Here is a 25,449-nt window from a genome sequence, read left to right as displayed (position 1 = left end):
CCCGTTACTCCTGATGTCATGCACTGCCAAGCAAGCAGCCTTATTGCGTAAACAATTCACCTAGCGTACGAACCATAACGCCTGTAGCGCCTTTCACTTCCCATACCTTATCCCGCTCCAGCCATGCGGTTCCGGCAACATCGAGATGGACCCACGGTTTCTCCTCCGTGAACGCCCCGATGAACAAGCCGGCAATGCTCGCGGCGCCGTAGCGGCTTCCTCCGTTCTTCATGTCCGCCGCATCGCTGTCGAGCTGTCTGCGGAATTCAGGGAAGGCTGGCAGCGGCCAGATCCGCTCGCCTGTTAGCTGCGAAGCTGCGATGATCTGCTGGTGGAGCGGCTCGTCGTTCGTCACCGAACCTGTGGCGACATCGCCGAGCGCCACCAGCACAGCGCCAGTCAGCGTCGCGACATCGATCAGCTTCGTCGCGCCGCGGCGAAGCGCCGTCGTAAGACCATCGGCCAGCACGAGGCGGCCTTCCGCGTCCGTGTTCACAATCTCAACCGTCGTGCCGTTCATCATTGTCAGCACGTCGCCTGGCTTAAACGCTCGATCCGACGGCATATTCTCCGCGGTCGGGATGACAATGACCGCATTCATTGCCGGACGAAGCTCGCCAAGAATCCGCACGACGCCAAGCACTGTCGCCGCACCGCCCATGTCCGAGATCATCTCTTCCATGCCAAGCTTCGGCTTAATGCATATACCGCCGGTATCGAATGTGATGCCTTTACCGATTAAGCCCCATTTCTCGTCATCGCCTGGCGCGCCTTCATAATGAATGACGACCATTCGCGGCGGATGGATGCTGCCCTGCCCTACGCCGAGCAGCCCGCCCATGCCTTCCTCCGCAGCGGCAACCTCATCGAATATCTCATAGTCGAGATTGTACTTCTGCGCCAAAGCTTCCGCTTCCTCTGCAAGCTTCTGCGGCGTCAGATTGTTGCCCGGTAAATTCGTTATGTCGCGCGCATAGATGACAGACTCCGCGAAGACGACGCCGCGCTGCATGCCGGCTTTCCACTGCGCCTCCACATCCTTGGCCCCCGCAGCCTTCAGCGGCTGGACCGGAGTGAATGTGACCGTTGCCACGGTCGACTGCCGCTTCGCATCTGCTTTCTTCGCAGTCTTGCGCACGAACAGTCCGAGCGCATAGCCTTCCGTTATCGCTTGCGCCGCTTGGCTGACCGTGAACGCCGAAGCGCCTGTGCCTGTGCCTGCGCCAACACCAGCGCCACCACCGCCAAGCACTGCCGCCGGAAGCAGCTGCTTCACCGCTGCTGCCTTAAGGCGTGTTGCCGCCTTCGCAGCGACCGCCGCCGCATCGCGCAGGCTATCCGTCGTCATCTTCTCCTTCGCCGAGATCCCGACGAAGAGGATATGCGACTCCGGAAGCAAGCCAAGCGTCGGCATGACGAGCGTTTCCTTCGGCTCTCCTCTGAACAGCTCCTTCACGGCATGCTGGCGCAGCGCCTCATCCAGCTGCGGGTGCGCCCATTTCTGCCCGGCTGCCCCCGGCAATTTCAGTTCATCCTTCGTTACGAATACGACTGTAACATCAGCAGCACTGGAGGCTGCCGGCCCGCTCGCATATATGAATTGAACACTCATTTTCACATTCGCTCCTTCATTTCCATCATCTACGAATTCCTGTCCGTTGACAACACAAAAAAACCGGGTTTCCCCGATTTCTTTGCAGCCAATTTGGCCCATTTATCCATAAGCCAAGGTTCATACCCGATTCTAATCGTTTACTCCGCTAATGGCAAATAAATATTGAACTCCGTCCCTTCGCCCGGATTGCTCGAAACGCGGATTTTGCCGCCATGATTTCGGACGATCCGGTAGCTGACCGACAAACCGAGTCCAGTGCCCGACGCCTTCGTCGTGAAGAACGGATCGAACAGCTTCGACTTCGTCGTCGTATCCATGCCTTTGCCATTGTCACGGATTGTTATCTCCGCATCACGCCCGTCGCGGCGCGTGACGATGTCGATACGCCCGCTGCGCTCGCTTTCAAGCTCGCCGATGGCCTCGATCGCATTGCGGACCATATTCAAGATAACCTGCTTCACCTGCTTCACGTCAATGGAGATAGCAAGCTCCTCATCATATGATTCCAGATGAATCTGGCAGCCTTTAAGCAACGCCTCGCTATCTGAGAGCAGGATGACCTCCTTCAGCAGCGAATGGATCGGCACCTTCTGCTTCATCGGCGCGGAAGGCTTCGAAGAATTGAGAAATTCATAGATAATATCGTTGGCACGGTCAATTTCCGTGAGGATGATGCGCGAGTACTCATCTTTGCCGAGCTGTGCAAGATGTGGCTTGAGCAGCTGGATAAACCCGCGAATCGATGTGAGGGGGTTGCGAATCTCATGTGCAATTGCCGCCGCGATCTTCCCAAGCATCGCGAGCTTGTCATTCTGATAAGCGGTCTGCTCAATCTGCTTATATTCCGTAACGTCCTTCACGCTGATCAGATAATCGCCGTCCAGCTGATCCCCGTAGGTGACGGTTACGAGCAGGAAGCGGCCGTTCACGTCCTGAAACTCCAGGTAGCGGCTGCGACGCAAATGCACTTCCTTAAATACTCGCAAAATAATCCGCTTCGTGCTGCGGTTCAGCTGACTATGCCATAGCATGTCGATAATATTGCAACCGATCAGCGTCTTGCGTGGAATGTCGAGAAGTTTGGCCATCTGCACATTGACGAAAGAGAGAATGCCATCGCTGTCAAAGATCGCGATGCCGCTGTCCATATGCTGGAGTACGTTTTCATATTTATTTTTGACCATACGAAAGGAACGATGCGAGCTAAGCAGCATATCGCGCATATCGCTAAACCTCTGATCGGGTGTCTGCTCCGGCTGCAAGCGGAAACGGAAAGCAACCATGAGCTCAATCAGAAAGATAAAAGAACGGCTGTATAAGCTGAGCGCCTCATCCGAGTCCATATTGGCCACAAGCTTCTGCATGGATTCTTCATGAATCGCGATGATGTCTTCCGGGTGGATATCTTGGAGTAACTTGCCAATTTCAGTCGCCTCAAACAAGGAGGCTTCACTTCCGCTTCTCATATATTCTGCGAGCGCCGGGAAGTAGCGTTTTCGAATGGCTTGCATGGCCTGCATGTGTTACTCCTCTCCTGCCGCGCAGTTCGGTGAGCTGTAGCGTACCTCCGAATGAATCCACTTCCGAAACGTGATCATCGTCCCGCGAAGCTGATCATGGGTCAGCTCCAGATCTGCATCCAGCTTATCTAACCACTGCTGCTGAATCCGACTAGGCCCGCGAAAATGATCGAATAATCTGACTTCAATACCACTGGCTTGTTCACCTTTGCTATAACAAAGCTGTCGAATGGTCACATGACCCTTCTCTGCGAAAGAAATGAGCTTGAGCGCAAGTTCGGAAATTGTGTATGCAATAATCGTCTGATCGACAAGATTAAAGCCGACCGATCTCGCGGTATCCCGACCTCTTTCCCGGGCATAGATAACGTCTGACTTCTCCCTTATATGCATCATTTCCACGTTCAATTCTCTCCTCCACCCTCTTAATGCTTTGTACATGCAGGTTCCGAGTCTGAGATGGCTTACAATAATCATAGAGACCATAGGCAATTTCTGTCAACCGAAGATACTGTCGAATTGACTCGACGACGTGATAGGGCGAAAGGCGCGGGCAATAAGTGCCTGCGCCTTTCCTGCGGTGACGTTAGTCCCGTCCCTTGCGGTCATTGTCCTTCTATCCTCGGCCACTGCTATGATTGCGATCTTCTTTATCGCCACGGCTGCTCTGACTGTTCTTGTCATCGTCCTTGCCGCTGCTACTTTCGCCGCTCTTATCTGCACTACCTTTATCGCTGCCATTGTCTTTTTCATTACGGTCTTCGTTCTGCCCTTGCGTCTGGCTTTGGCTCTGCTGCTGGCTGTCCTTGTCCTTACTGGATCCTTTGCCGCTACTGCTGCCTTTGCTGTCTTTGCTATCCTTACCTTGGCTTCTATTCCAATTATTTTCACTATTTTTACCCGAGCTGGATGGCTTTGAATCCTTGCCTTGAACGCCACTAGGGCGACCATTGGAAGTGTTTTTTGCATCTTCCTGGCCGCCTTCATGCGCTTTATTCTCTTGTTCTTGCTTCTTGCCGCTATCGCCTTGATGATCGTCTTTCTTCTCCGAATGACCACCGGAAGTCGCCTGCTCGCCGCCATCTTCCTTCTTATCATCATTCTTGCGATTATCGCGCCAGTCATCGCCGCGGCGGTCATCCCGGTCTTTGCCATATTTGCCGCTGCCCTTGTCGCTGTTATTACCGCCCGCTTTATTCGCAGCAGCCTTCGCTTCCTCGCGTTTCTGGCGCTTCTCTTGCTCCTTTTTCACAAGCTCCTTCAGCTGCTCCTTCTGCGCTTCCCACTGCTTTTCTTTGTCTGCTTTCGAAGCAGCTCCAGCCGTTCGATCAGCATCGGTAGTACCAGAAGTTTTGGATGTATCAAGTTTGCCGCTAGTCTTAGCTGGCTTATTCGAATCCTTCGCGCTCTTATCGTCACCGGCCTCGGCAGCAGGCTTCTTCGCAGCTTCCGTCTCCTTCGATGGAGCATCATCATTCACAACTGCCGCCACACCGCCCATCGACTTCGCGGCTTGATGGATCGACTCCGTCTTCAGCTGGTGAATCGAAATGTTGTAGCCCTTCTTCTTCGCCATTAAGTAGAACGCCATCTTGCCTGCTGACAGGCCGTCATTCTTCGCAACATCTCGCACCTCAGGCGGAGCAGAGATCTTCGTTACGGCTACCTTCAAGCTGCGTCCCTTCTCAGTCTTTTCAAGCGACTTATGAACAGCTGCGTCCATATGCGTCGTAACCTCGTTCTCATAGTCAGCCGGCGCTTTCTTGTCATCGACCAGAACGCTCGTAATAATGACATCGCCTTCGCCGCTGTTCAGATACGGTCCGGCACTAATGCGATCCATAATCGCCTCGGTCACTTCCTCAAGCGACAGCCCCTTATACTCTAGGCCGTCCGTGACATCCGCGCCGTCATCGTTGATCGCCCGCAATTCCTCGACCTTCTCATCCTTCGTCACGCCAAGCTCGATGCTCGGATTGACGTCCATCGTTAAGTACGCGACAACCGGATGCTGATTGCCCCAATAGTTCACAAGGAACGGGACAAAGAGGAGGAGCAAGATTGCCGCGGCACCCGCGCTAGCGCTATATAGCTTACGGGGATTTTGCATACGCCTCTGCTCAGTAAAAGCAAACTCTTCACCTACTTGGGGCTTACGCGTTGTTCTTACTTTGCGAAACTGTCCGTCAGGCATTAGAACGACGACAAAATTCGCGCTTGTTTCCATCACAATACCACGACTCATGCTCTCACCCCCCTTGCTTCGGCCTCTTCCGGCATTGCCTGATCTTGCGGCGCTATGTATTGCTGCAAATACGGAAAATCCCCGTTATGTAATAACGCAAGTGCGATGATATACTTTCGATTGCGTTCAATCGTCTTCCTGGACACGCTGGCCATCTCGCACAGCTCCTTGATCGGCAGCTTCTGCTTCGTCTCTAGCACATCGTACAGCTGCGGATCGGATGCGAGCAGCCGGCTGATCGATATAAGCAGCAGCCTCGAATCGCTATGCTTGGGAGATAGTTCTGATAGCTCCATGAAAGAGATATCGAATTGCTTCAGCCTTGCATCGTATTCTGCTATTTCCATGCGGCGCGCTTCTGTTTCCTGGGTGATCGAGTAACGATGAAGCGCTTCTTTCGTCTCAATCGGATTAACCGTCATTTCCTCTTCGTCATCTTGATCGAAAGCGCTGTATGGAACTGTACTCTGATGCCTTTGTTCTTTTCGGATATAGTCAATAAGCCTACGCCGAATGACCGTTTCGGCAAAGCCGAGGAACGATTTTCCTGCCTGACCTTTGAATTGCTCGATCGCTTCGTTGAAGGCGACAAGTGCAATGCTGAACTCATCTGCCCGCTCAGGATCGATATATCTCTTGCAAAATCGGCTCGTCACCTTCGCGATATACGGCTTGTATGCCGCGATAAAGTCACTGCGCGAAGCTTCTCCGCGCCTGATTTGCTCCACAACTTCCTCTGGAGCAATATGTAGGCTTTCGGTGACTGCCGTCTTCTCATGCTTACCGCCGAAAATTCGTTTGAACAGTACCAGTAGCAACCGCTCCACCTCACAATTACATTTTTCGTGTTGTCTATTTTGATTGAGGGGGTAGACATAATAAAAAAGCCTCCTTCTTCAGGAGGCGGTTTCATCCATCAACAATACCCTTCAGAGGTTCTGCGCTGCATCAGCTTATTGCGCCGCCCGTTCAATACGCTGAGCCGGCGTTTCAAGTCAGCTTCCCAACTCTCATCTCCGATTTGTTTCGCAAAACAAAGCAGGTCCAGCGCCATATCAATTTGGTTCGTCACAACATCCATCGGATCTTCGTTCTCGTTATTCACGCAGTTCTCGAACAATTCCTGATCTTCCTGCTCGACATATTCAATAAAGTCGACTTCAGATGCGCCGTCGCCATGGGCATATTCAGCCAAAATTTCATATTCATTCTCAATCATGTGATGAATCTCAACACGGTGACAAACGGGGCAAAAAAGAATAGGAACATTATGAATATGCGTGCGAAAATGCTTCAGCGTTCCGTTCGTGCCGATCATGCTAGCTCCACAGCAAAAGCTCATTCCTGTCACCCTCCTTAGTACATTACCCTTCTTGAAATGATCTGAAACTTTGTATAACTTATTCGCTCCTCGAAATCAAAATTCCTGCTTTACGTTTGTTTCCAGTGTATAGAAAAACCCGGAGCCTGTAACGGCTCCGGGATCTAATTAAATATAAAATTACTTCTTGATTGCTGCAACGATCAGATCGCCCATTTCACTTGTGCCAATCGCTTTGCTCTTATCCACTGCGATGTCGCCTGTACGGTGACCAGCGTCAAGTACCGATTTAACTGCATCTTCGATTGCTTGCGCTGCTTCGTGGTAGCCGAAAGTGAGGCGGAACATAAGAGCAACCGACAGAATCGTTGCGATCGGGTTCGAGATGCCTTGGCCAGCGATATCAGGCGCGGAACCGTGTACCGGCTCGTACAACCCGAAGGCGCCTTCGCCAAGCGATGCGGAGGACAACATACCGATCGAGCCTGTCAGCATTGCTGCTTCGTCACTGATAATGTCGCCGAACATGTTCTCCGTTACGATAACGTCGAAGCTTGAAGGACGGCGGAGCAGCTGCATTGCGCAGTTGTCAACGAGCACGTGCTCAAGTTCAACATCCGGATATTCTGGAGCGATCCGGTTTACGACTTCGCGCCACAGGCGGGAAGTTTCAAGCACGTTCGCTTTATCAACCGATGCCAGCTTCTTGCGGCGTGTGCGCGCAATTTCGAAGCCTTGGCGCACGATGCGCTCAATTTCAACGACGTTATATACGCAAGTATCTACCGCTTCTTCACCGTGTTCACCTTGACGGCGGAACTTCTCGCCGAAGTAGATGCCGCCAGTCAGCTCGCGCACAACGATCAGGTCAGTGCCTTCAAGCACTTCCGGCTTCAGCGTGGAAGCTTCCTTCAAGCAGTCGAATACGTTCGCAGGGCGAATGTTCGAGAACAAGCCAAGCGCTTTACGAATTCCGAGAAGGCCCGTCTCCGGACGAAGCTCCTTCGAATTGTTATCCCATTTCGGTCCGCCTACAGCGCCGAGCAGAACAGCGTCAGCAGCTTTACAAATATCAAGCGTTTCTTGCGGAAGCGGCGTGCCTTTCTCATCGATAGCGATACCGCCGAACAGGCCGTGGGTCGTTTCGAATTGGTAGCCGTACAGCTCTTCCGTTTTCTTCAATACTTTCAGCGCTTCGCCAACAACCTCTGGTCCGATACCGTCACCGGCGATAACTGCAATTTTTTTAACGTCTGCCATAGTCGAAAGACACTCCTTTTATTCAGGGCCAGCTTGCACCCTCTGATTATGATTCTCAGTCTTCCTTAGTTGTACCATAATAAGCCTTGGTATGACAAAGATATAATAGCTATGACTTTTATAGGCTGAGCATATAAAGGTGACGGAGCGTCCTTGTTAGAACAGCTCGTTGTCCTTCGCACGCTGTGCAGCATCTTTACTGCTCTTCCCGCCAATCTTGCGCAAAATATTGTTTACGTGGTTCTTCACCGTACGCAGCGACAGAAAAGACTTCTCCGCGATTTGCGATTGGCTGTTGCCCTCGTGAATCATCTTCAGCAGCTGCACCTCCGACGGCGTCAGCAGCCGCTTAAACTTATCGGTCTCATATTCGCGTTCAAGCTTCTTCAGACGGCGGAATTCCTCTAGCATCAGGCGAGCTGCAGAGCTGTCGATCGAGGAGCGGTCTGCCGCTGCACTTCGCACTGCATCTGGAATCGCGGTGAAATCCGACTTCACCAAGTAATTCACGGCGCCGGCGCGGAACGCCTCCACGACGAATGCGCGATCCTCCATCGACGTCAGCATAATGATCTGTGCGCCGCTGCCGGACAGCTCGGAAGCAAGCCGCAGTCCATCCGGGCTATCAGCGAGCATGATGTCGAGCAGAATGATGTCCGCTCCTGATGACGGCGCAATAGCAAGCGCGGCTTCCGCGTTATCGGCTTCGCCTATCACTTGCATATCCGGCTGGCCGTTCAGATAAGCAGCCAGTCCTCTGCGCCAGTCCGGATCATCCTCTATAAGCATGATACGAATTGGAGACTCCTCATTGTGTGCCATCGCAGCTCTTTGCCCCCTTCTTTCCTACCGCCCGAAAATGGAACCGCACAATCGTGCCCGCTCCCGCTTCGCTGCTTATCCGCAGCTCGCCGCCCTGCCTATGCATCAGCTGATAGCAGTAGGCAAGCCCAAGCCCAAAGTTCATCGTCTTGCCGCTCTTCGTCGTGAAGAACGGCTCAATGACCTTGCGCAGCTGCGACTTCTCGATTCCGATGCCTGTATCTGTAATTTCAATTGTGCTTCCACGTTTGCCGGCGATAACAGCAGCTTTCAACTGACCGCCGCCGGGCATCGCGTCAATGGCGTTCTGCAGCACATTATGGATCGCTTCGGACGTTTGCGCAGCATCCGCTATCGCAACCGCATTGTCGTCATATTGTGTTGTGATCGAGATTCCTTTCGCAGCCGCTTGCTGCTCTATTGCTACGATCTGCTCCTGCACAAGCGGCGCCAAGCTCACTGTCTGCAGCTGCAATTGCAGCTCCTGCGTTCGTTCATGCACGCTGCGGATCATCGCTTCAACATGCAACGCGGCTGCGCTGATGACGTTAATGTCCGCTTGCAGCTCAACGTTGGCACCAGCTTCTCGCTTTATTTTGTCCGTGAACAGCTTCATCTTGCCGATATCGTTCTTGATCGCATGGTTCAGCATCGCCGTCCCGCTCGTAATCGCCCGCAGCGAGTAGTTCAGCTGGCGACGCTCAATGAGCAGCTGTACACCGAGAAAGCCGACATTGAACAGCGCAACGATGAAGATGACGAATGCGAAGCCAATCGGATAAACATTGTACCGCCACATCCGGTAGAGTCCCAGCAGCGGCAGCACATAATTCATCGTAACAGCCGCAAGGATAGCGGGCATCACTGCCACGAGCAGAATTCCATGCGCTCTGCGTTCCGCGGGATGAACATGCTTCTTCGCTAGAAGCAGTGCGCCGCCAAGCACGAAGTATGGAACCGCCCATATCGCGAGCAGGTTATAGTGTACGGGATAGTCTTCCGCAATCGGCAGCGCAAGCATCGCGAGCGGAAGCAGCAGAGCAAGCAGCGGCATGCGCCGTGACAGCCGTTCCGGCAATAGCTCCGCATTGTACGATGAACCGAAGCATAGGAACCCGTACGGCAAGCCGTAGTAGCTCGTCCATGAACAGCAGCGCTGAATAATGCGCAGCATATGCTCGCCCGCGGAGTCGATGCCGCCGCTTGCAACTAGGGAGACGATCCAGCCTTCAAGCACGGATGCGAGCGCCCCCATCCCGCCGCAGAAGGAGACGAAGCTAAGCCATCGTCCGGCGGCATTCCGGCGATTGGCCGCGATAAGCAGCGCCGAAGAGATCCATAGTACGATCCATACGAATAGCATCTGACTCGTTGTCCCCCGGTTAACGATTTTTCATTATTATACCATGCTCCCCGCACCCTGCTATAGCGCAAAAAAACCGCTCCGGCTATCCCTAGAGGGACGAGCGAAGCGGTTTATTAAACTAGATCAGGCTCATTTTGTCACGGCGGCCCGGAGACTTCCGTTTCTCAATTAACCGGTTCAATGCGTCGATGTAAGCACGAGCGCTTGCTTCGAGAATATCCGTGCTCAGACCGCGGCCTTGTGCGGATACATCATCTTGCTTCAGCACAACATGCACTTCGCCAAGCGCATCTTTACCATGTGAGACGGACTTGATGGAGTAGTCCTCGAGCTCGACATTCTCCGCCGTCAAGCCGTCGATAGCGTTGTAAATCGCATCAACAGAGCCGTTGCCTTCTGCTGTCTGCTCTTTTACTTCGCCTTCCGCCGTACGAACGCGGATCGTAGCGCTAGGAACCGATTTGTTGCCATAGCTGACTTCAATCGTCTCAAGCGAATACACTTCCGGCGTGTCCGTCAGCTTCTCTTCGAGCATTGCACGGATGTCCTCGTCCATGACGTTCTTCTTCTTGTCTGCGAGGTCCTTGAACTTCGCGAATGCAGTGTTCACTGCTTCTTCGTCCAGCTCATAGCCAAGATCGATCAGCTTCTCACGGAAAGCCGCACGGCCGGAGTGCTTGCCAAGCACGAGCTTTGAATCGCGAAGACCGATTGTCTCTGGAGAAATGATCTCATACGTCGTCTTCTCTTTCAGCATGCCGTCCTGATGGATACCGGACTCATGTGCGAACGCGTTAGCGCCGACAATTGCCTTGTTGCCCGGAACGACCATGCCTGTCAGCTTGCTGACAAGACGGCTTGTCTTGGCAATTTCTTCCAGGCTCAGCGTCGTTGTCGCACCGAAGAAGTCTGCGCGTGTCGCAAGCGCCATCGCCACTTCCTCGATCGCGGTATTGCCAGCACGCTCGCCGATGCCGTTGATCGTACCTTCGATCTGGTCGGCGCCGTTCAGAATCGCAGCTAGCGCATTCGCTGTCGCCATGCCGAGATCGTCATGACAGTGCGCGCTTAGCTGGATCTTCTCGATGCCTGGCACCTGCTCCTTGAGCGTCTTGAAGATATGACCGTATTCGGACGGGTTCATATAACCGACTGTATCCGGAATATTAACGACCGTCGCACCTGCGCGAATCGCCATATCCGTTACTTGGCATAAGAAGTCAAGCTCAGTACGGCCTGCATCCTCCGCCGAAAATTCGATTTTGCTAAAATATTGCTTCGCATACCGGATCGCACGCTCCGCTGTTTCCAGCACTTGATCCTTCTCCATGCGCAGCTTGTGCTTGCGGTGGATTGGGCTGGTCGCGAGGAACAGATGCAGGCAAGGATCCTGCGCGCCCTTTAGTGCTTCAACTACTGCATCGATGTCCTGCTCGCGGGAACGCGCCAGGCCGATGACAGAGGCATTCTTGACCGCACGGGCAACGGCGTTCACCGCTGCCAGATCGCCTGGGGAAGCGGCCGGGAAGCCGGCTTCGATCCGGTCAACGCCCAGCTTCTCCAGCTGGTAAGCGATCTCAAGCTTTTCCTTCGTATTCAGGTTTACACCAGGAGATTGCTCACCGTCACGAAGCGTCGTATCGAAAATATATATTTTACGCATTAGCTGCACCTCGAGACTCAAGAGTTCCGAAGATAGCGAAACGGCCCTGACGTCTCCAAGGGGAGACGCAGGGACCGGGGCGCTTATCCGGGTATTATACTTCCAATTATTTCCGAATTATTTCTTGATCCAGTGCATCAATTCACGAAGTTGACCGCCAACCACTTCGATTGGGTGAGCAGCTTCGTTACGACGAGTTGCTGTCATGAATGCATTGTTCGATTGGTTCTCCAAGATGAAGTCGCGAGCGAATTTACCTTGTTGAATATCAGTCAGAACGGCTTTCATCGCTTTCTTCGTCTCGTCTGTAACGATACGAGGACCAGTTACATAGTCACCATATTCAGCTGTGTTCGAGATGGAGTCGCGCATTGTAGCAAGACCGCCTTCATACATCAGGTCAACGATGAGCTTCAGCTCATGCAGACACTCGAAGTATGCCATTTCTGGAGCGTAGCCGGCTTCAACCAAAGTTTCGAAACCTGCTTTAACGAGTGCAGTAGCACCGCCGCAAAGAACTGCTTGCTCACCGAACAAGTCTGTTTCTGTTTCTTCTTTGAACGAAGTTTCGATAACGCCTGCACGAGTACAGCCGATACCTTTTGCATATGCAAGACCGATTGCTTTCGCGTTGCCAGTAGCATCTTGCTCGATTGCGATCAGACCAGGAACGCCGAAGCCTTCAACGTAAGTACGACGAACCATGTGGCCCGGGGACTTAGGAGCTACGAGCAATACGTCTGTATCTTTACGAGGTTTGATTTGACCAAAGTGAACGTTGAAGCCGTGGGAGAACATTAGAGCTGCGCCTTGCTTCAGGTTTGGCTCGATTTCTTCTTTGTACACACGTGCTTGTGTTTCGTCAGGCATCAAGATTTGAACAACATCAGCAAGCTTAACAGCTTCGCTAACTGCGAGAACTTCGAAACCGTCGTTCTTCGCTTTTTCTGCGGATTTACCAGGGCGAAGGCCGATGATAACTTTCAGACCGCTGTCACGCAAGTTTTGTGCTTGAGCGTGACCTTGACTACCGTAACCGATAACTGCGATTGTTTTGCTTTGCAGAACGCTTTGGTCTGCATCTTTTTCATAGTACAATGTAACTGCCATGTAAATGAAGCCTCCTTTAATTTAACCCTTTTGAGCGGGTGTTACAGAAGGGATTGCGGCGGCGGACAATCTCATGCGCGAACAGCATCTGCATCTGCATCTGCTCCTGCTCCTGAGTCATTCCCTCACTCTAACCCCCGCTCAAAAGCGGTGTGAACCCTCTTGTTATAACCTGCTGCCTGATGAATTGCTAACTTTGACTGTTATCCTATGAACTTGTTATCTAGCGTTACCACGGATCATAGCCGTAACGCCCGTGCGAGAAAGCTCGCGAATGCCGTAAGGCTTCAGCAGCTCGATCATCGCATCAATCTTCTCGGAATCGCCAACGACTTGTACCATCAGCGAAGTCGTGCCAATATCGACAACTGCTGCGCGGAACGTCTCTACCACACCGAGAATCTCTGGGCGTGCTGTCGGATCAGCCGTTACTTTAATGAGCGCAAGCTCGCGGCCAACCATCGGATTCGCGCTAAGATCAACGACTTTAATAACGTCGATGAGCTTGTACAGCTGCTTTATTACTTGCTCCAAAGTGTTGTCATCGCCGGTTGTGACGATGACCATCCGGGACAAGCCGGCTTCCTCGCTTGTCCCGACGGTGATGCTCTCAATATTGAAGCCGCGGCGTCCGAACAATCCGGATACGCGTTGGAGGACGCCTGGCTGGTCGTTTACGAGTACTGCTATCGTATGTCTCTTCATTCCGCATCCCCCATTAACATTTGATCAATTGTGGAGCCTTGTGTAACCATCGGATACACGTTCTCGTGCTTGCGTACGACGAACTCCACAACTGCCGGGCCATCATGATTCATTGCTTCTTGCCATACAGCGCGAGCATCTTCCTTGTTCGAAGCGCGGAAGCCGCGAACGCCGTAAGCTTCAGCCAATTTCACGAAATCCGGGCTGCCCGAAAGGTCGATATGGCTGTAACGGTTATCGTAGATCAGTTCCTGCCATTGGCGAACCATGCCGAGCACTTGGTTGTTAATGATAACGACTTTAACCGGAATTTTGTTGATGGCACAGATCGCAAGCTCTTGCGCGCACATCTGCATACCGCCATCGCCGTTAATCGAGATAACGAGACGTTCCGGGTTCGCCATCTGAGCACCGATTGCCGAAGGGAAGCCGAAGCCCATTGTACCAAGGCCGCCGGATGTTACCCATGAGCGCGGCTGCTTGAACTTGTAGTACTGCGCTGCCCACATTTGGTGCTGGCCAACGTCAGTCGTTACGATCGCTTCGCCTTTCGACTCTTCGTACAGCATTTCGATAACCCATTGCGGCTTCAGTTCTTCATCGGAATCCGTGTAGCTGTACGGCTTCTCCGCTTTGGAGGCTGCCAGCTTAGCACGCCATGCATCAGCTTTCGCCGCGTACTGCACTTCTTTGTTCGCAAGCTGAAGGACTGTCTTCACATCGCCGACAATCGGAATGTCTGTCGGTACGTTCTTGCCAATCTCAGCCGGATCGATATCAACGTGTACGATCTTCGCCTTCGGAGCGAAGCCGGATAGCTTACCCGTTACGCGGTCATCGAAACGTGCGCCAATGTTGATCAGAAGGTCAGCATCTTGAATGGCTGTGTTCGATGTGTACGTGCCGTGCATACCCGGCATGCCGAGCCACAGGTCTTCGCCGCTTGGGAAAGCGCCAAGTCCGAGCAATGTCGTCGTTACCGGAATGCCGGACTTTTTAATAAATTCGTACAATTCTTCATGGCCTCCGGAGTATACAACGCCGCCGCCTGCCAATACGATCGGGCGCTCTGCTTCTGCGATTGCCTTGATCATCTTGTCAATTTGCAGCTTATTCGGCGTTACTGTCGGGCTGTAGCCGCGAATATTAATTTCAGTCGATGGCTCGAACAGAGCGAGCTCAGCCGAAACGTCCTTCGGGATATCAATAAGTACTGGACCTTTACGGCCAGTGTTCGCGATATGGAACGCCTCGTGAATGATGCGCGGCAAATCAGCTGCCTTGCGTACCAGATAGCTATGTTTCGTAATCGGCATCGTGATGCCTGTAATGTCTGCTTCTTGGAATGCATCCGTTCCGATCAGCGTAGTCGCAACGTTGCCGGTAATGACGACAAGCGGTACCGAGTCCATAAACGCAGTCGCGATCCCTGTGACAAGGTTTGTAGCTCCCGGTCCCGATGTTGCTATACATACGCCAACTTTACCGCTAGCCCGCGCATAGCCGTCGGCCGCATGAATGGCGCCTTGCTCGTGACGGGTCAGCAGATGGTGGAAGTCCGAGAATCCGTGCATGGCATCGTAGATGTACAATACTGCGCCGCCTGGGTAACCGAAGACGCACTCCACATCCTCCAGCACCAAGCTGCGAAGCAAAATTTCTGAGCCGGAAATGACCTCCGGTTTCTTCAGGTTTTCTTTAATTTCTTCTTTTGACCTTAACGTTGCATGTTGAGCGTCCATTAAGTCGTCCTCCCTTCCAAGTGTAAACGGCTGTCGCCGACTTCTGACGGCAAAAGCTTAAGTTTATAAAAACAAAAAAACCTTTCGTTCCTAGAGCGAGCATATCGCCTAGGGACGAAAGGTTTAGCTTCCGTGGTACCACCCAAATATGTTATACGCCTCACAGCGCATAACCTCATAAGGTTAGAACGAGAGTTCGTTCTACCTTGGCACATTAACGTGTGCCTTACGATTTCCCCTAATGCGGTTCGCATCGCGATCCTTTTCAGGGAAACAGCTCCGAGGTGAGCTCGTTGGAAAGGGGTTTTGGCGTCGGTTTCAGCAATTCCGAACGCTCTCTGGAGCAAAAGAGCCCTTAACACTTCGTCCTCTTCATAGCCGTTCAATTATTAGCTTATCGCTTATTATATGCGTCTGGGTACCATTCGTCAAGCAAAACAGTGAACAAAAATTTATTACTTTCTGATATTTCAAAACTTAGCTTCTACTTCTTTGAAAAAGTTATGTACCCGCATATCCCACCTAATCGCGAGGCTTACACCATCCGCATAGAATATACAATCCTAAAGGCCAGAAAGAAGGTTCCCGACCCATGATTCGAGCCAGACGCGCTCGTATAGATGACGATGAGATCATCCGTCTCATTAAGTGCGAACTCATACCGCTCTCACACACAGCCTCTCCACGGGACGCACAAACGATACGCGAGCTGCCCCGGCGGCTTAGCGATGGCGTGACACTTGTCAGTTCCCGATCAAAGTCCAGCTTGCCGCAAGGCTTCATCCATTTCTATATACGCGGCGACCGGCTGCTGCTCGATATGCTCGTCGTTCATCCACAGCACCGAGGCAGACAGCTCGGTACAGGGCTATTGAACAATGCCGAAGTACATGCACGCAAAGCAGGCTGCAGCTCAGCTACCTTGTTCGTCGATTACTCAAATCCAAGAGCCCAGCGGCTCTATTCGCGGCTGGGCTTTCAGACTGTTCGAGCTTATCCTGATCTTCGCTGTTACGAAATGTTCAAGCGCCTGGATTAATAGAAAGGCGTATTGTTATAGCCGCCAAATTGCGAGCCATCATAACCGGGTCCTGGTCCAATACCGCCTATCCCGCCTGGGTAACCTCCTGGGAATCCGCCTGAGCCGCCTGGAAACCCTCCTCCAGGGTAACCGCCGCCGCAGCCGCCGCCGCAGCCGCCTCCCCAGCCGCCTCCCCAGCCACCGCCCCAACCGCCGCCTGCGAATAAGCCGATAACGAGCAGATCGAACAGAACGAGTGGGATGATCGCCCTTGTCCCTGCTTTCTTATCAGCATCGAGCGGGCTGATCAGAAGCTTGCTATTGTGAGCATGAACGAGCTTGCCTGTTACGACAGAGCCGTCTTTGCGTACTGCGTAGATCGTTTTACCGACGAGCTGCTGCAATTGCTGCTGCGTAACACGTTGACGTTGACGTTGCATAATATCCCTCCTCTCAACATTTAGACTACCATGCTGCAATGACCTTCTACGGCAATTGACCATTACTGTCATCTGTCTCGAGAGTGTAAATGTCGTTGTCCTATACTCTATTCGCTAGCAGCTCTTCGCGCTTGTACCGTTGTCCCTATGACAACAAACCAATACGACAAACAAAAAAGAGCGCCCCTCTGCGTAGCAGAAAGGCGCTCTCTATCATGAAACGTGTAAGCGGTAGGCCTACGCGTTTACTTTTTGTTTTGCAAGGCTTGCAAAAGTGTTGAACGAGTTGATGTCGTTCACTGCAAGGTCAGCAAGCATTTTGCGGTTTACTTCAACGCCCGCAAGCTTCAAACCGTACATGAATTTGCTGTAGGACAGGCCGTTTTGGCGAGCTGCAGCATTGATACGAACGATCCACAGTTTGCGGATGTCACGTTTGTGTTGACGACGGTCACGGTATGCGTAAAGCAAGGATTTCATTACTTGCTCTTTTGCTGTTTTAAACAGGCGATGCTTTGAACCGAAATAACCTTTTGCCAGCTTCAAAATTCTTTTACGACGACGTGCGCGGACGAATCCGCCTTTAACTCTTGCCATGAGTAGAAACCTCCCGAGTATATTTATACGATATTAGATCGATCTAATTAACCTTTGATGTTTGCAAGGCCTTGTTGCAGACGTTTGAAATCGCCTTTAGCCAGGTTTGGTTGAGTGTTCAATACACGCTTCTGACGGGACGATTTGCCGGAAAGAAGGTGATTCTTGTACGCTTTGTAACGAATTACTTTACCAGTACCTGTGATTTTGAAGCGGTCTTTAAGACTGCTGTGAGTTTTCATTTTAGGCATTTGGATGATCCTCCTCAATGATTGATTATTAAGTCGCTTTCGGTGCTAGAATCATGATCATGCTGCGGCCCTCAAGCTTCGGTACACGCTCCATAACGCACAAATCAGCAACTTCTGCCGCAAGCCGATCCAGAATCTTCTGACCGACGGATGCATGTGTAATTTCACGTCCGCGGAAACGAACAGAACATTTCACTTTATCGCCTTCACCCAGAAACTTTACGACATTCCGGAATTTCGTTTGGTAGTCGTTCTCGTCAATGTTAGCACGGAACCAAACTTCCTTCGTGTCTACAATTTTCTGATTCTTGCGAGCTTCTTTATCTTTCTTTTGCTGCTCATAACGGAATTTGCCATAGTCCATGACTCTGCACACCGGCGGTTTCGCTGTCGGTGCAACGTTCACCAGGTCCATGTTCAAATCGATTGCCAATTGCAGTGCCTCGCGGAAAGGCTTAATACCAAGCTGCTCGCCTTCTGCACCGACGACGCGCACTTCTCTGGCCCGAATTTCATCGTTGATTTGATGTTCCCTGCTAATAACCTGCCACCTCCAAAAATTATGAATCAAGCAAAGCATCAAGCAAAAACAAAAAATGCGGATCCGCATAGGACCCGCATTCCATTAACCAAGATCGTAGGCTCTCAAAAGCAACGTAATGTTGCTGCCAGTTACAATCATCGATCGCATACCATTCAGCCATTAGCCGAGTAGGTGAGAAGCGGGTGCTTCTGCTTGTGCGTACACATCTTATGAAGTGTTCAAGAGATGTTACTGAAATACTATATCATGATGCAACAACTGTAGTCAACCCTTTGACTAAACTTGCTTGCTCTGCACTTCATCCAATCGAAGCACGCGCGTATGCTGCGTATGGCTCCATTGCTTGTTGTTCTGCGTGAAGAATGCGTAGCATGTGATCGGCAGCCACGAAAGCTGGAAGAACACCATGGAGAACAGGTGCGCATACATTTTTCCGGACTTGATGCCTTCAAGTGCCATAACGAGCGGGAACATAACCGCCGCCAGGAAGATCGCCATCGGCGCAAGCCAGAATGGCGCGTAATAATAAATCGATGTAAATATATTGTCTGCCGGAATGATGTTATCCATCCAGAGCATAGCGGTTACGATAAATCCAAGGAACGTATTGTAAACCGAGATCGAGTACAGAGCCGCGTCGAACTTCACGAAGCTGCGTTCTTTAATACTCGCCCATAGCAGCGGGAAGAAATAGCTGCGAGCTACAGTGAAATGGCCTTGCATCCAGCGCAGACGCTGTCTGGACGAAGCCTTGAAGCTTAGCGGCTTCTCATCATATACTTTCGCATCGTAATTCAGAACAGGATGAATGCCGCGCTTCACGCAGCGCATCGAGAACTCCAAGTCCTCGACAAGGCTCGTCGCGCCCCAGCCCATTTCCTTAAGCAGTTCGGATTCGAAGCACATGCCCGTACCGCCGAGGTAGTTCGCCATGTTCAAGTTTCTGCGGGACAACTGCCACAGTCTGTTGCAGTACCAGTAGGTGATCGCATACGAAGCGGTAACCCATGAATCTGTAGGGTTCTTCGTGTCCAAGTAACCTTGGATGACCTTGCGGCCTTCGCACAGGTCGTTGTTCATATGCGTCAGGAAGTCGTTGCCGACCAGGTTATCTGCGTCAAACATGACAATGCCGTCGTATTGGCGAGGCATCGCCCATAATTCCTTCAGCATCCATTCAATGGCGTGGCCTTTACCGCGCAGATGCGGATTTTTGCGCTCCATCGCATGGACGCCCATGCTGCGTGCAATGTCTGCCGTATTATCCGTGCAGTTATCGCAAATAACAAAGATATCGTAAAGCTCTTTCGGGTAGTCGAGGTTCTTCAAATTCTCGATCAGCGCCCCAACCACTTGAGCTTCATTGTGAGCTGCAACGAGAACCGCGAACGACTTCTGCGGATCATGCTTCGTTTCCTTCCGTTTCCTTACAATACCGAACAAGGAAATAACAAACTGATACACGCCGACAAACGCCAAAAAGACTTGAAACATAATAATAATCGTGTTGAACATTAACTTGTACTGCCCCCTTGAGACCCCATTTTTATCTTCTCTCTAGTTTCTTTATACGTTCTTTATTCATGGTGACTGCGGCTGCGTCTTGTATTTTTATATTTATATCGCAACCTTAATGATTCTCCACACAATTCGTCTGTTTGTCAAAAGTAGAAATTGCCTTCCAAACGCCAAGAAATCGGAGAAAAGCGCTTGCATTGGGATTTTAACGGAAGGTAAAGCCTGTTTACTGCCGTTTCACCCGTATTTCATACATTTACGATTAATCGAAGGCACTCACTCTCAATAAACGTTGTTGAAAGCAGTAAAGTTTCGCCCATGTCACCTGCCAATGTGACGAATTGATGAACTCACAGCCGGCTGCTGCGCCGCCTGTTCCATACTCGATAGCAATTCTTCGAATATGCCCTCCCAAGACTGTCTCATGCTGTGTGCCAGACCTCTTGCGACCAGCCTTTTTCTCAGTTCCTCATCCAGATAGATTCTCTCAAGCGCCTCGCAGAACGCATCGGCATTACCCGGCTCGCAGAGCAGTCCGTTCCACTCATGATTGACCGTATCGACGACACCGCCGCTGTCTGCACAGATGACCGGTGTACCGCATGCCATTGCCTCGAGCACGACGTTGCCGAACGTCTCCGTTGGCGATGGGAACAGCAGTACATCTGCTGCTGCATACCACTGCTGAAGCTTCGGCATGCTTGTAAAGCCGAGAAACCGCGTGTTAATACCCTCGCGCGCCGCCTGCTGCTTCAGCTGCTGCATCTGCGGACCGTCCCCAGCCAGCGCAAAAACGGCATCTTTACTCACTTCGCTCTGGAACTTTGCGAAAGCAGCTACGGCTGTATCCACATTTTTCTCCGGGGCCATTCTGCCAACATAGAGAACGACAAACTGATTCTCTGCAATCTCTTGCTCCGCAAGCAGTGCAGCACGATCAACGTTCGGATGAAAATGCTTCGTTTCGATGCCGCGCGTCCATACGGTGAGACGCTCCTCATCCCAGCCGCGCTCTGCAAGACCATGCAAAGTCGAGGCGGAAGGCACGAAGATGCGCCTGCAGTCCTGATGGAACCATTCAAGGTACCTCCATAACATCTTAACCATCCAATGGATATTGTAAAACGCCAAATAACGGTCAAAATGTGTATGATATGAAGCAACGAGCGGAATATTGTGTTTTCGGGCATAGTGAACGCCGCAAAGGCCCATGTTGAACGGCGTTGCGACGTGGATCAAGGTCGGCTGGAACTGTTCCAGCGCACGGCGCATATGAATGGGATTCGGTAGCGCTAGGCGGCATTCCGGATAGAGGACGAAGGGCATGCTCATGAAACGCTCCACGAACGGCGAAGACTCCCGCTGGGCGGCAGCGGCTGGATTCGGGGCAAATACAAGGCAAGGAATATCGCGCTTCCTTAGGAAATGTTCCCACTTCTCAAGTGTTCGAGCCACTCCGTTGACATCGGGTGCATAAGTGTCCGTAAACAAGGCAAGACGCATATCCAATCGCCTCCAATTGCTTATGCCGCGATTTGCGCAGCCAGCTTATACTACCAGTATATGGAGGGTGTATTACCGCCATATCAATTGTTCATGAAGGGATCGTTAAGAATTCATAATCGCTTATTAAACCGTTGATATGGCGCAAACAATTGCCCGTTACACTGGTACCAAACCGTTGGATGACGAGGGGCCGATTACAACTTGGGAGGGAAAAGGAATGGTCAATATGATGTTCTGGGTCCTTACACATGATCAGCGCTTATTAATGTGGGCAAACCGCAGGCCGTCGCATCGAGGACTAAACGTATGGTTAAGCAGATGGCTCGGTACGATCACGCACATAGGCGGAGCTTCGTTTACGCTCGCGACTGCTTTGCTGATCGCCCTGCTTGGATCAGGCTCCTGGAGCACTGCGGGCTGGCAATGCCTCGCCGCTACCGCAATCAGCCACATTCCCGTCGCAATCGTCAAACGCAAATTTAGCCGGCTGCGCCCCTACCAAGCGCTCGCAAGCATCAATGCATGCAAAAAGCCGCTATGCGACTCCTCTTTTCCATCGGGTCACACAACGGCTATATTTGCTTGGCTTATGCCATGGCTGCTAGTTGATGCAGCGCTGCTTCCGCTTCTGCTGCCGGTCGCCATTCTGTTAGGCGTTTCCGTAGGCTGGTCGCGCATGTATCTCGGGCTGCATTATCCTTCCGACGTCGCTGTCGGCGCTATACTTGGCTCGTCTACTTCATTATTAATATCTGCTTCTTGGTCAATCTTCTGAGCAGCGAGCTTCGCTTCTTTATGTGCCGCAATGGCTTTCTCGCCGATAACGACTTCGACGCGGTGAATGTTGTTGCCACGCTCCACGAACTTCGATTCATATTCGGTCAGCACGAGGTCATCACGCAGCGTTTCTTTGTGAAGGTGAAGCGCGATGTTACGCATATGAAGCTCCATATCCGCAAAGCTGTTCAGCGAGAATTCAAACAGCGACTGCGAGTCTGTCTTAAAATGAATCTCCCCGTACTCGTTTAGAATCTCCATATATTTGGCCACGAAGCGAGGATGCGTGAGTCTTCTGCGAGCATGCTTAGCCTTCGGCCATGGATCGCTGAAGTTCAAGTGAATACGCTGAATTTCGCCTGGTGCGAACATGTTCTCAATGCCTTCAATGTTCGCTCGCAGCAGCGCAAGGTTCGGCGGGCTGTCCACGCCTTTATCTTCCCATGCTAATCTTGCTTTGTCGCTGGCGCGGCGGATAAGCTCATCGTACATGTCGACGCCGATAAAGTTAATATGCGGATTGCGCACGCTCATGTCGCTGATGAAGCGACCCTTCCCCATACCAAGCTCGATATAAATGGGATTGTCGTTGCCGAAAAATTCCTTCCAGCGGCCCTTATGCGGTGCTGCATCCAGAACGACAAGCTCCGGCTGTGCTTCCAAACTTTCCAAAATTCCTTTTCTTCCTCTAAGACGCATATGAATTGATTCCTCCACGTATTGATCGCAAATTACCGCGTTAACTAGTCCTTATTGTGCCCGAATTCCGTGCTGCTTGTAAAGTACGCCCCTGCCATCGTCTAGAAAAAACAAAAAAGCCGAGGGCGCCATGGACGCCGCTCGGCTTCAAATTATATCGGATTAATTCAACAGCTGCCGTGCAGTGCCTTCTTGCGACTCCAGCAGGTCATGCAGCTTCTTACGTGCGGAAACTTCAACTTTATGGTTATCGTAGAAACGGATGCCGGCAAGCGACATGAGCTCTTTTCTCGTTAGTTCAACAGTTACCTTCTCATCGCCATTAGGGATCTTCACTTGATTATTCATTCCTCATCACCTCAACTGGTTTTTTCAAAAACGAATTTCCAGATATAAACCTTACATGAAAAGTGTTATGAAGAGGGCTTGAATTTTGTCGTTTTTGTTGATCTGTCGCTCTTTTAATATAACACTTCATGTTAGGTATAGCAAGCCCTTTTCACAAATAAATCTGCGTTTTTTCCGCCCTTTCTTCCAGCTTGTCCAGACCTTAAAGATGGCGTTTTGCTCGGAATTTCGTTATGATTGTACTTAGTCAATTTCGCGAACTACAAGCAAGAGGAGCTACTAAGATGAAGGTTCATACCGAAACTACTGCCGTTACCGCTACGCCTAGGCTATGGAACGACAAACGGTTTCATACATGGAATTACGAAATGCGAGAGCAATTCGGCGGTAAAGTGTTTAAAGTGATGCTAGATGCCGGGTTCACCTGTCCAAACCGCGACGGCTCAATCGCAAAAGGCGGCTGCACGTTCTGCAGCGCGCGCGGCTCAGGCGATTTCGCCGGAAGTCGGCGGGATGATCTGGTGACCCAGTTTAATACCATACGAGACCTGCAGCATCAGAAATGGCCGGAAGCGCAATATATCGGCTATTTCCAGGCTTATACGAATACGTATGCGCCTGTAGAGGAGCTGCGGGAATATTATGAAGCCATTCTCGTTCAGCCCGGCGTAGTCGGCCTGTCGATTGCAACTCGGCCGGATTGCCTGCCGGATGATGTCGTCGATTACTTGGCTGAGCTGAACGAGCGCACATATTTGTGGATAGAGATGGGCCTGCAGACGATTCACGAATCGACGTCGGAGCTCATCAACCGTGCGCATGATACCGCCTGCTACGAGGATGCCGTCAAGCGGCTTCGTGCCCGCGGCATTCGAGTATGCGCGCATATTATCTATGGCTTGCCGCAAGAGACGCATGAAATGATGCTGGATACAGGCAAAGCGGTTGCTGCGATGGATGTACAGGGCATCAAGATCCACCTGCTCCATCTCATGCGCAAGACGCCGATGGTGAAGCAGTACGAAGCAGGCTTGCTCCGGTTCCTCGATCAGGACGAGTATGTGAAGCTGATCGTCGATACGCTGGAGCTGATGCCGCCGGAGATGATTGTGCATAGGCTTACCGGCGATGCGCCGCGTGATCTGCTTATCGGCCCGATGTGGAGCCTGAAGAAATGGGAAGTGCTTAACAGCATCGACCATGAGCTGGCTCGGCGCGAGACATGGCAAGGCCGGTTGTGGGAGGCGCAGTAAGATGGGCTTTCTCAGCGTGCTTAGCATGGCGCATAAGCTGGTGAAGGAGCGCGCATCGAGCGGCGATACCGTCATTGACGCCACATGCGGCAACGGCGTCGATACGCAGTTTCTATGCGAGCTTGTCGGGCCTCGCGGCACTGTCTACGCCTTCGATATTCAAGCGGAGGCGCTTGAGCGTACGCGGCAGCGACTGTCAGGTGACAGCAAGACTGAGGCGGATGTGCCGACGGCTGACCGTGAAGCGGATCATGAGGCAAACCCCGAGGCAAACCGCGAGGCAAACCGGGAGCCAAACCGTGAATCGGATCGCATGGCGAAGCTGCAGCTGGTGCATGCCAGCCATGCCGAGATGGACAAGCATGTTGCGGCTGATGCTCATGGCAAAGTCGCTGCGGTTATGTTCAACCTTGGGTACTTGCCTGGAGCTGATCAGAGCATCATCACAACAACAGATGCGACGATTGCCGCGCTTGTTGCCGCGATCACCCTGCTGCGCAAAGGCGGCATCCTGACTGTCGTACTCTACCCCGGTCATCCTGGCGGTGCCGAAGAAGCGGATGCGGTTACCCGCTTCGCTTCCGAGCTGCCGCAGCACCTTGCGCAGGCCGTACTGTACCGGATGGCGCAGAAAGCAGAAGCACCTTATTTGTTAGCGATTGAGAAGCGGTAAAAACCATTATCCCAAGGAGGTCTTTATTCATGGCAGTTCGTAAATTGGAGCATGTTGGCGTTATGGTTAGCAATTTGGAAGATTCGATTAAATTCTATACGGAAGTGGTTGGACTCAAGTATCTGTACACGCTGACGCACAACAATGGCGTTATTCGTCTTGGCTTCCTCGCAGGCGCGGACGGCCAAGAGTCCGAAGTTGAGCTGATCGAAGGCTACCCTGGCGAGCTCTCCGAAGAAGGCCGCACGCACCATCTTGCTTTTACAGTGGATGATGTGGAAGCAGAATTGGAACGAATCAAAGGCCTTGGCGTTCCGCTCAAAGAAACCGAGATTACGACGCTGCCTAACGGCGCGCGCTACTTCTTCTTCTACGGCCCGGACCGCGAATACCTTGAAATGTTCCAGCCTGCAAGCAAAGCCTAAGATATCGGCAACTACGAAGTGGGGAGAG

At 51.9% G+C, this 25,449-nt stretch carries 26 protein-coding genes; 5 read left to right on the top strand and 21 right to left on the bottom strand.

What is annotated here, in order from left to right; translation table 11 throughout:
* Positions 1–40: 40 nt before the first annotated feature.
* From AC0LWF_RS15250 to ilvB, 13 genes are all read right to left on the bottom strand, one after another.
* Positions 41–1,612: a leucyl aminopeptidase gene (locus AC0LWF_RS15250; protein ID WP_474652386.1), complete on the bottom strand. Its 1,572-nt coding sequence runs from the start codon at positions 1,610–1,612 to the stop codon at positions 41–43.
* 140 nt (positions 1,613–1,752) lie between these two features.
* On the bottom strand, positions 1,753–3,126 hold the full coding sequence (locus tag AC0LWF_RS15245; protein WP_474652631.1) for an ATP-binding protein: 1,374 nt from the start codon (positions 3,124–3,126) through the stop codon (positions 1,753–1,755).
* A 12-nt stretch (positions 3,127–3,138) separates the two neighbouring features.
* Positions 3,139–3,537, bottom strand: a complete 399-nt coding sequence (locus tag AC0LWF_RS15240; RefSeq protein ID WP_474652385.1) for an ATP-binding protein — start codon at positions 3,535–3,537, stop codon at positions 3,139–3,141.
* A 214-nt stretch (positions 3,538–3,751) separates the two neighbouring features.
* Entirely contained in the window at positions 3,752–5,380 is a 1,629-nt protein-coding gene (locus AC0LWF_RS15235) for an anti-sigma factor domain-containing protein (protein ID WP_474652384.1), read from the bottom strand.
* The gene (gene sigI / locus AC0LWF_RS15230) at positions 5,377–6,198 is read right to left on the bottom strand and encodes an RNA polymerase sigma factor SigI (RefSeq protein ID WP_474652383.1); all 822 of its coding nucleotides are present in this window, start codon (positions 6,196–6,198) and stop codon (positions 5,377–5,379) included. The genes AC0LWF_RS15235 and sigI overlap by 4 nt, the downstream gene beginning before the upstream one ends.
* Positions 6,199–6,296: 98 nt before the next feature.
* Positions 6,297–6,722, bottom strand: coding sequence for a hypothetical protein (locus AC0LWF_RS15225; RefSeq protein WP_474652382.1), 426 nt, complete (start codon positions 6,720–6,722; stop codon positions 6,297–6,299).
* 159 nt (positions 6,723–6,881) lie between these two features.
* A complete protein-coding gene (leuB, locus tag AC0LWF_RS15220) occupies positions 6,882–7,961 on the bottom strand; it encodes a 3-isopropylmalate dehydrogenase (protein WP_474652381.1) in 1,080 nt (359 codons plus the stop codon).
* 156 nt (positions 7,962–8,117) lie between these two features.
* Positions 8,118–8,783 (bottom strand): response regulator, encoded by a 666-nt coding sequence (locus AC0LWF_RS15215; protein WP_474652380.1) that lies wholly within the window; start codon positions 8,781–8,783, stop codon positions 8,118–8,120.
* Positions 8,770–10,146, bottom strand: coding sequence for a sensor histidine kinase (locus tag AC0LWF_RS15210; RefSeq protein ID WP_474652379.1), 1,377 nt, complete (start codon positions 10,144–10,146; stop codon positions 8,770–8,772). The genes AC0LWF_RS15215 and AC0LWF_RS15210 overlap by 14 nt, the downstream gene beginning before the upstream one ends.
* 121 nt (positions 10,147–10,267) lie before the next feature.
* Positions 10,268–11,812 carry a 2-isopropylmalate synthase gene (locus tag AC0LWF_RS15205; RefSeq protein WP_474652378.1) on the bottom strand — a complete coding sequence of 515 codons (1,545 nt, stop codon included), beginning with the start codon at positions 11,810–11,812 and terminating at the stop codon, positions 10,268–10,270.
* 117 nt (positions 11,813–11,929) lie between these two features.
* Complete coding sequence (gene ilvC, locus AC0LWF_RS15200) at positions 11,930–12,922, bottom strand: ketol-acid reductoisomerase (RefSeq protein WP_126019080.1); 993 nt, start codon at positions 12,920–12,922, stop codon at positions 11,930–11,932.
* Between the two features lie 219 nt (positions 12,923–13,141).
* The gene (ilvN, locus tag AC0LWF_RS15195; RefSeq protein WP_090576348.1) at positions 13,142–13,627 is read right to left on the bottom strand and encodes an acetolactate synthase small subunit; all 486 of its coding nucleotides are present in this window, start codon (positions 13,625–13,627) and stop codon (positions 13,142–13,144) included.
* Positions 13,624–15,369 carry a biosynthetic-type acetolactate synthase large subunit gene (gene ilvB / locus AC0LWF_RS15190; protein ID WP_474652377.1) on the bottom strand — a complete coding sequence of 582 codons (1,746 nt, stop codon included), beginning with the start codon at positions 15,367–15,369 and terminating at the stop codon, positions 13,624–13,626. Before ilvB ends, ilvN begins: the two co-directional genes overlap by 4 nt.
* Before the next feature lie 592 nt (positions 15,370–15,961).
* Here ilvB and AC0LWF_RS15185 point away from each other — a divergent pair.
* Positions 15,962–16,408: a GNAT family N-acetyltransferase gene (locus AC0LWF_RS15185; protein WP_474652376.1), complete on the top strand. Its 447-nt coding sequence runs from the start codon at positions 15,962–15,964 to the stop codon at positions 16,406–16,408.
* On the opposite strand, the gene AC0LWF_RS15180 is transcribed toward AC0LWF_RS15185, so the two are convergent.
* The 6 genes from AC0LWF_RS15180 to AC0LWF_RS15155 form a co-directional block, all read right to left on the bottom strand.
* On the bottom strand, positions 16,405–16,830 hold the full coding sequence (locus AC0LWF_RS15180; RefSeq protein ID WP_474652375.1) for a hypothetical protein: 426 nt from the start codon (positions 16,828–16,830) through the stop codon (positions 16,405–16,407). The two genes, AC0LWF_RS15185 and AC0LWF_RS15180, sit on opposite strands and share 4 nt — an antisense overlap.
* 237 nt (positions 16,831–17,067) lie before the next feature.
* Positions 17,068–17,427: a 50S ribosomal protein L20 gene (gene rplT / locus AC0LWF_RS15175; RefSeq protein ID WP_112880164.1), complete on the bottom strand. Its 360-nt coding sequence runs from the start codon at positions 17,425–17,427 to the stop codon at positions 17,068–17,070.
* Between the two features lie 47 nt (positions 17,428–17,474).
* Positions 17,475–17,678: a 50S ribosomal protein L35 gene (gene rpmI, locus AC0LWF_RS15170; protein WP_090576365.1), complete on the bottom strand. Its 204-nt coding sequence runs from the start codon at positions 17,676–17,678 to the stop codon at positions 17,475–17,477.
* 28 nt (positions 17,679–17,706) lie between these two features.
* Positions 17,707–18,258, bottom strand: a complete 552-nt coding sequence (infC, locus tag AC0LWF_RS15165; protein WP_474652630.1) for a translation initiation factor IF-3 — start codon at positions 18,256–18,258, stop codon at positions 17,707–17,709.
* Positions 18,259–18,498: 240 nt separating this feature from the next.
* The gene (locus tag AC0LWF_RS15160; RefSeq protein WP_474652374.1) at positions 18,499–19,737 is read right to left on the bottom strand and encodes a glycosyltransferase family 2 protein; all 1,239 of its coding nucleotides are present in this window, start codon (positions 19,735–19,737) and stop codon (positions 18,499–18,501) included.
* A 324-nt stretch (positions 19,738–20,061) separates the two neighbouring features.
* The gene (locus AC0LWF_RS15155) at positions 20,062–21,243 is read right to left on the bottom strand and encodes a glycosyltransferase family 4 protein (protein ID WP_474652373.1); all 1,182 of its coding nucleotides are present in this window, start codon (positions 21,241–21,243) and stop codon (positions 20,062–20,064) included.
* A gap of 220 nt (positions 21,244–21,463) precedes the next feature.
* Between AC0LWF_RS15155 and AC0LWF_RS15150 the strand changes: the two genes are divergently transcribed.
* Positions 21,464–22,021, top strand: a complete 558-nt coding sequence (locus AC0LWF_RS15150; protein WP_474652372.1) for a phosphatase PAP2 family protein — start codon at positions 21,464–21,466, stop codon at positions 22,019–22,021.
* Here AC0LWF_RS15150 and trmB read toward each other — a convergent pair.
* Both trmB and AC0LWF_RS15140 read right to left on the bottom strand, forming a co-directional pair.
* A complete protein-coding gene (gene trmB / locus AC0LWF_RS15145) occupies positions 21,940–22,722 on the bottom strand; it encodes a tRNA (guanosine(46)-N7)-methyltransferase TrmB (RefSeq protein ID WP_474652371.1) in 783 nt (260 codons plus the stop codon). The two genes, AC0LWF_RS15150 and trmB, sit on opposite strands and share 82 nt — an antisense overlap.
* A 162-nt stretch (positions 22,723–22,884) precedes the next feature.
* On the bottom strand, positions 22,885–23,070 hold the full coding sequence (locus AC0LWF_RS15140; protein ID WP_126019101.1) for a hypothetical protein: 186 nt from the start codon (positions 23,068–23,070) through the stop codon (positions 22,885–22,887).
* 284 nt (positions 23,071–23,354) lie between these two features.
* Between AC0LWF_RS15140 and mnmL the strand changes: the two genes are divergently transcribed.
* The 3 genes from mnmL to AC0LWF_RS15125 are packed head-to-tail and all read left to right on the top strand — an operon-like array spanning position 23,355 to position 25,421.
* On the top strand, positions 23,355–24,323 hold the full coding sequence (mnmL, locus tag AC0LWF_RS15135) for a tRNA modification radical SAM protein MnmL/YtqA (protein ID WP_474652370.1): 969 nt from the start codon (positions 23,355–23,357) through the stop codon (positions 24,321–24,323).
* A gap of 1 nt (position 24,324) precedes the next feature.
* Entirely contained in the window at positions 24,325–24,996 is a 672-nt protein-coding gene (locus tag AC0LWF_RS15130) for a tRNA (mnm(5)s(2)U34)-methyltransferase (RefSeq protein WP_474652369.1), read from the top strand.
* A 29-nt stretch (positions 24,997–25,025) separates the two neighbouring features.
* Positions 25,026–25,421 carry a VOC family protein gene (locus AC0LWF_RS15125; RefSeq protein ID WP_474652368.1) on the top strand — a complete coding sequence of 132 codons (396 nt, stop codon included), beginning with the start codon at positions 25,026–25,028 and terminating at the stop codon, positions 25,419–25,421.
* Positions 25,422–25,449 lie beyond the last annotated feature (28 nt).

It is taken from the genome of Paenibacillus sp. sgz302114 (assembly GCF_056120345.1).
This window is presented reverse-complemented; position numbering and strand designations above follow the sequence as displayed.

Coding starts and splice junctions, on each gene's coding strand:
- AC0LWF_RS15215 (WP_474652380.1), bottom strand. CDS start 8,783: ATGGCACACAATGAGGAGTCTCCAATTCGTATCATGCTTATAGAGGAT.
- AC0LWF_RS15235 (WP_474652384.1), bottom strand. CDS start 5,380: ATGAGTCGTGGTATTGTGATGGAAACAAGCGCGAATTTTGTCGTCGTT.
- AC0LWF_RS15185 (WP_474652376.1), top strand. CDS start 15,962: ATGATTCGAGCCAGACGCGCTCGTATAGATGACGATGAGATCATCCGT.
- AC0LWF_RS15225 (WP_474652382.1), bottom strand. CDS start 6,722: ATGAGCTTTTGCTGTGGAGCTAGCATGATCGGCACGAACGGAACGCTG.
- ilvN (WP_090576348.1), bottom strand. CDS start 13,627: ATGAAGAGACATACGATAGCAGTACTCGTAAACGACCAGCCAGGCGTC.
- trmB (WP_474652371.1), bottom strand. CDS start 22,722: ATGCGTCTTAGAGGAAGAAAAGGAATTTTGGAAAGTTTGGAAGCACAG.
- AC0LWF_RS15250 (WP_474652386.1), bottom strand. CDS start 1,612: ATGAGTGTTCAATTCATATATGCGAGCGGGCCGGCAGCCTCCAGTGCT.
- rpmI (WP_090576365.1), bottom strand. CDS start 17,678: ATGCCTAAAATGAAAACTCACAGCAGTCTTAAAGACCGCTTCAAAATC.
- AC0LWF_RS15125 (WP_474652368.1), top strand. CDS start 25,026: ATGGCAGTTCGTAAATTGGAGCATGTTGGCGTTATGGTTAGCAATTTG.
- leuB (WP_474652381.1), bottom strand. CDS start 7,961: ATGGCAGACGTTAAAAAAATTGCAGTTATCGCCGGTGACGGTATCGGA.
- AC0LWF_RS15150 (WP_474652372.1), top strand. CDS start 21,464: ATGGTCAATATGATGTTCTGGGTCCTTACACATGATCAGCGCTTATTA.
- AC0LWF_RS15245 (WP_474652631.1), bottom strand. CDS start 3,126: ATGCAAGCCATTCGAAAACGCTACTTCCCGGCGCTCGCAGAATATATG.
- infC (WP_474652630.1), bottom strand. CDS start 18,258: ATGCTTTGCTTGATTCATAATTTTTGGAGGTGGCAGGTTATTAGCAGG.
- rplT (WP_112880164.1), bottom strand. CDS start 17,427: ATGGCAAGAGTTAAAGGCGGATTCGTCCGCGCACGTCGTCGTAAAAGA.
- AC0LWF_RS15130 (WP_474652369.1), top strand. CDS start 24,325: ATGGGCTTTCTCAGCGTGCTTAGCATGGCGCATAAGCTGGTGAAGGAG.
- mnmL (WP_474652370.1), top strand. CDS start 23,355: ATGAAGGTTCATACCGAAACTACTGCCGTTACCGCTACGCCTAGGCTA.
- AC0LWF_RS15205 (WP_474652378.1), bottom strand. CDS start 11,812: ATGCGTAAAATATATATTTTCGATACGACGCTTCGTGACGGTGAGCAA.
- AC0LWF_RS15160 (WP_474652374.1), bottom strand. CDS start 19,737: ATGTTCAACACGATTATTATTATGTTTCAAGTCTTTTTGGCGTTTGTC.
- ilvB (WP_474652377.1), bottom strand. CDS start 15,369: ATGGACGCTCAACATGCAACGTTAAGGTCAAAAGAAGAAATTAAAGAA.
- AC0LWF_RS15210 (WP_474652379.1), bottom strand. CDS start 10,146: ATGCTATTCGTATGGATCGTACTATGGATCTCTTCGGCGCTGCTTATC.
- AC0LWF_RS15155 (WP_474652373.1), bottom strand. CDS start 21,243: ATGCGTCTTGCCTTGTTTACGGACACTTATGCACCCGATGTCAACGGA.
- ilvC (WP_126019080.1), bottom strand. CDS start 12,922: ATGGCAGTTACATTGTACTATGAAAAAGATGCAGACCAAAGCGTTCTG.
- AC0LWF_RS15180 (WP_474652375.1), bottom strand. CDS start 16,830: ATGCAACGTCAACGTCAACGTGTTACGCAGCAGCAATTGCAGCAGCTC.
- AC0LWF_RS15140 (WP_126019101.1), bottom strand. CDS start 23,070: ATGAATAATCAAGTGAAGATCCCTAATGGCGATGAGAAGGTAACTGTT.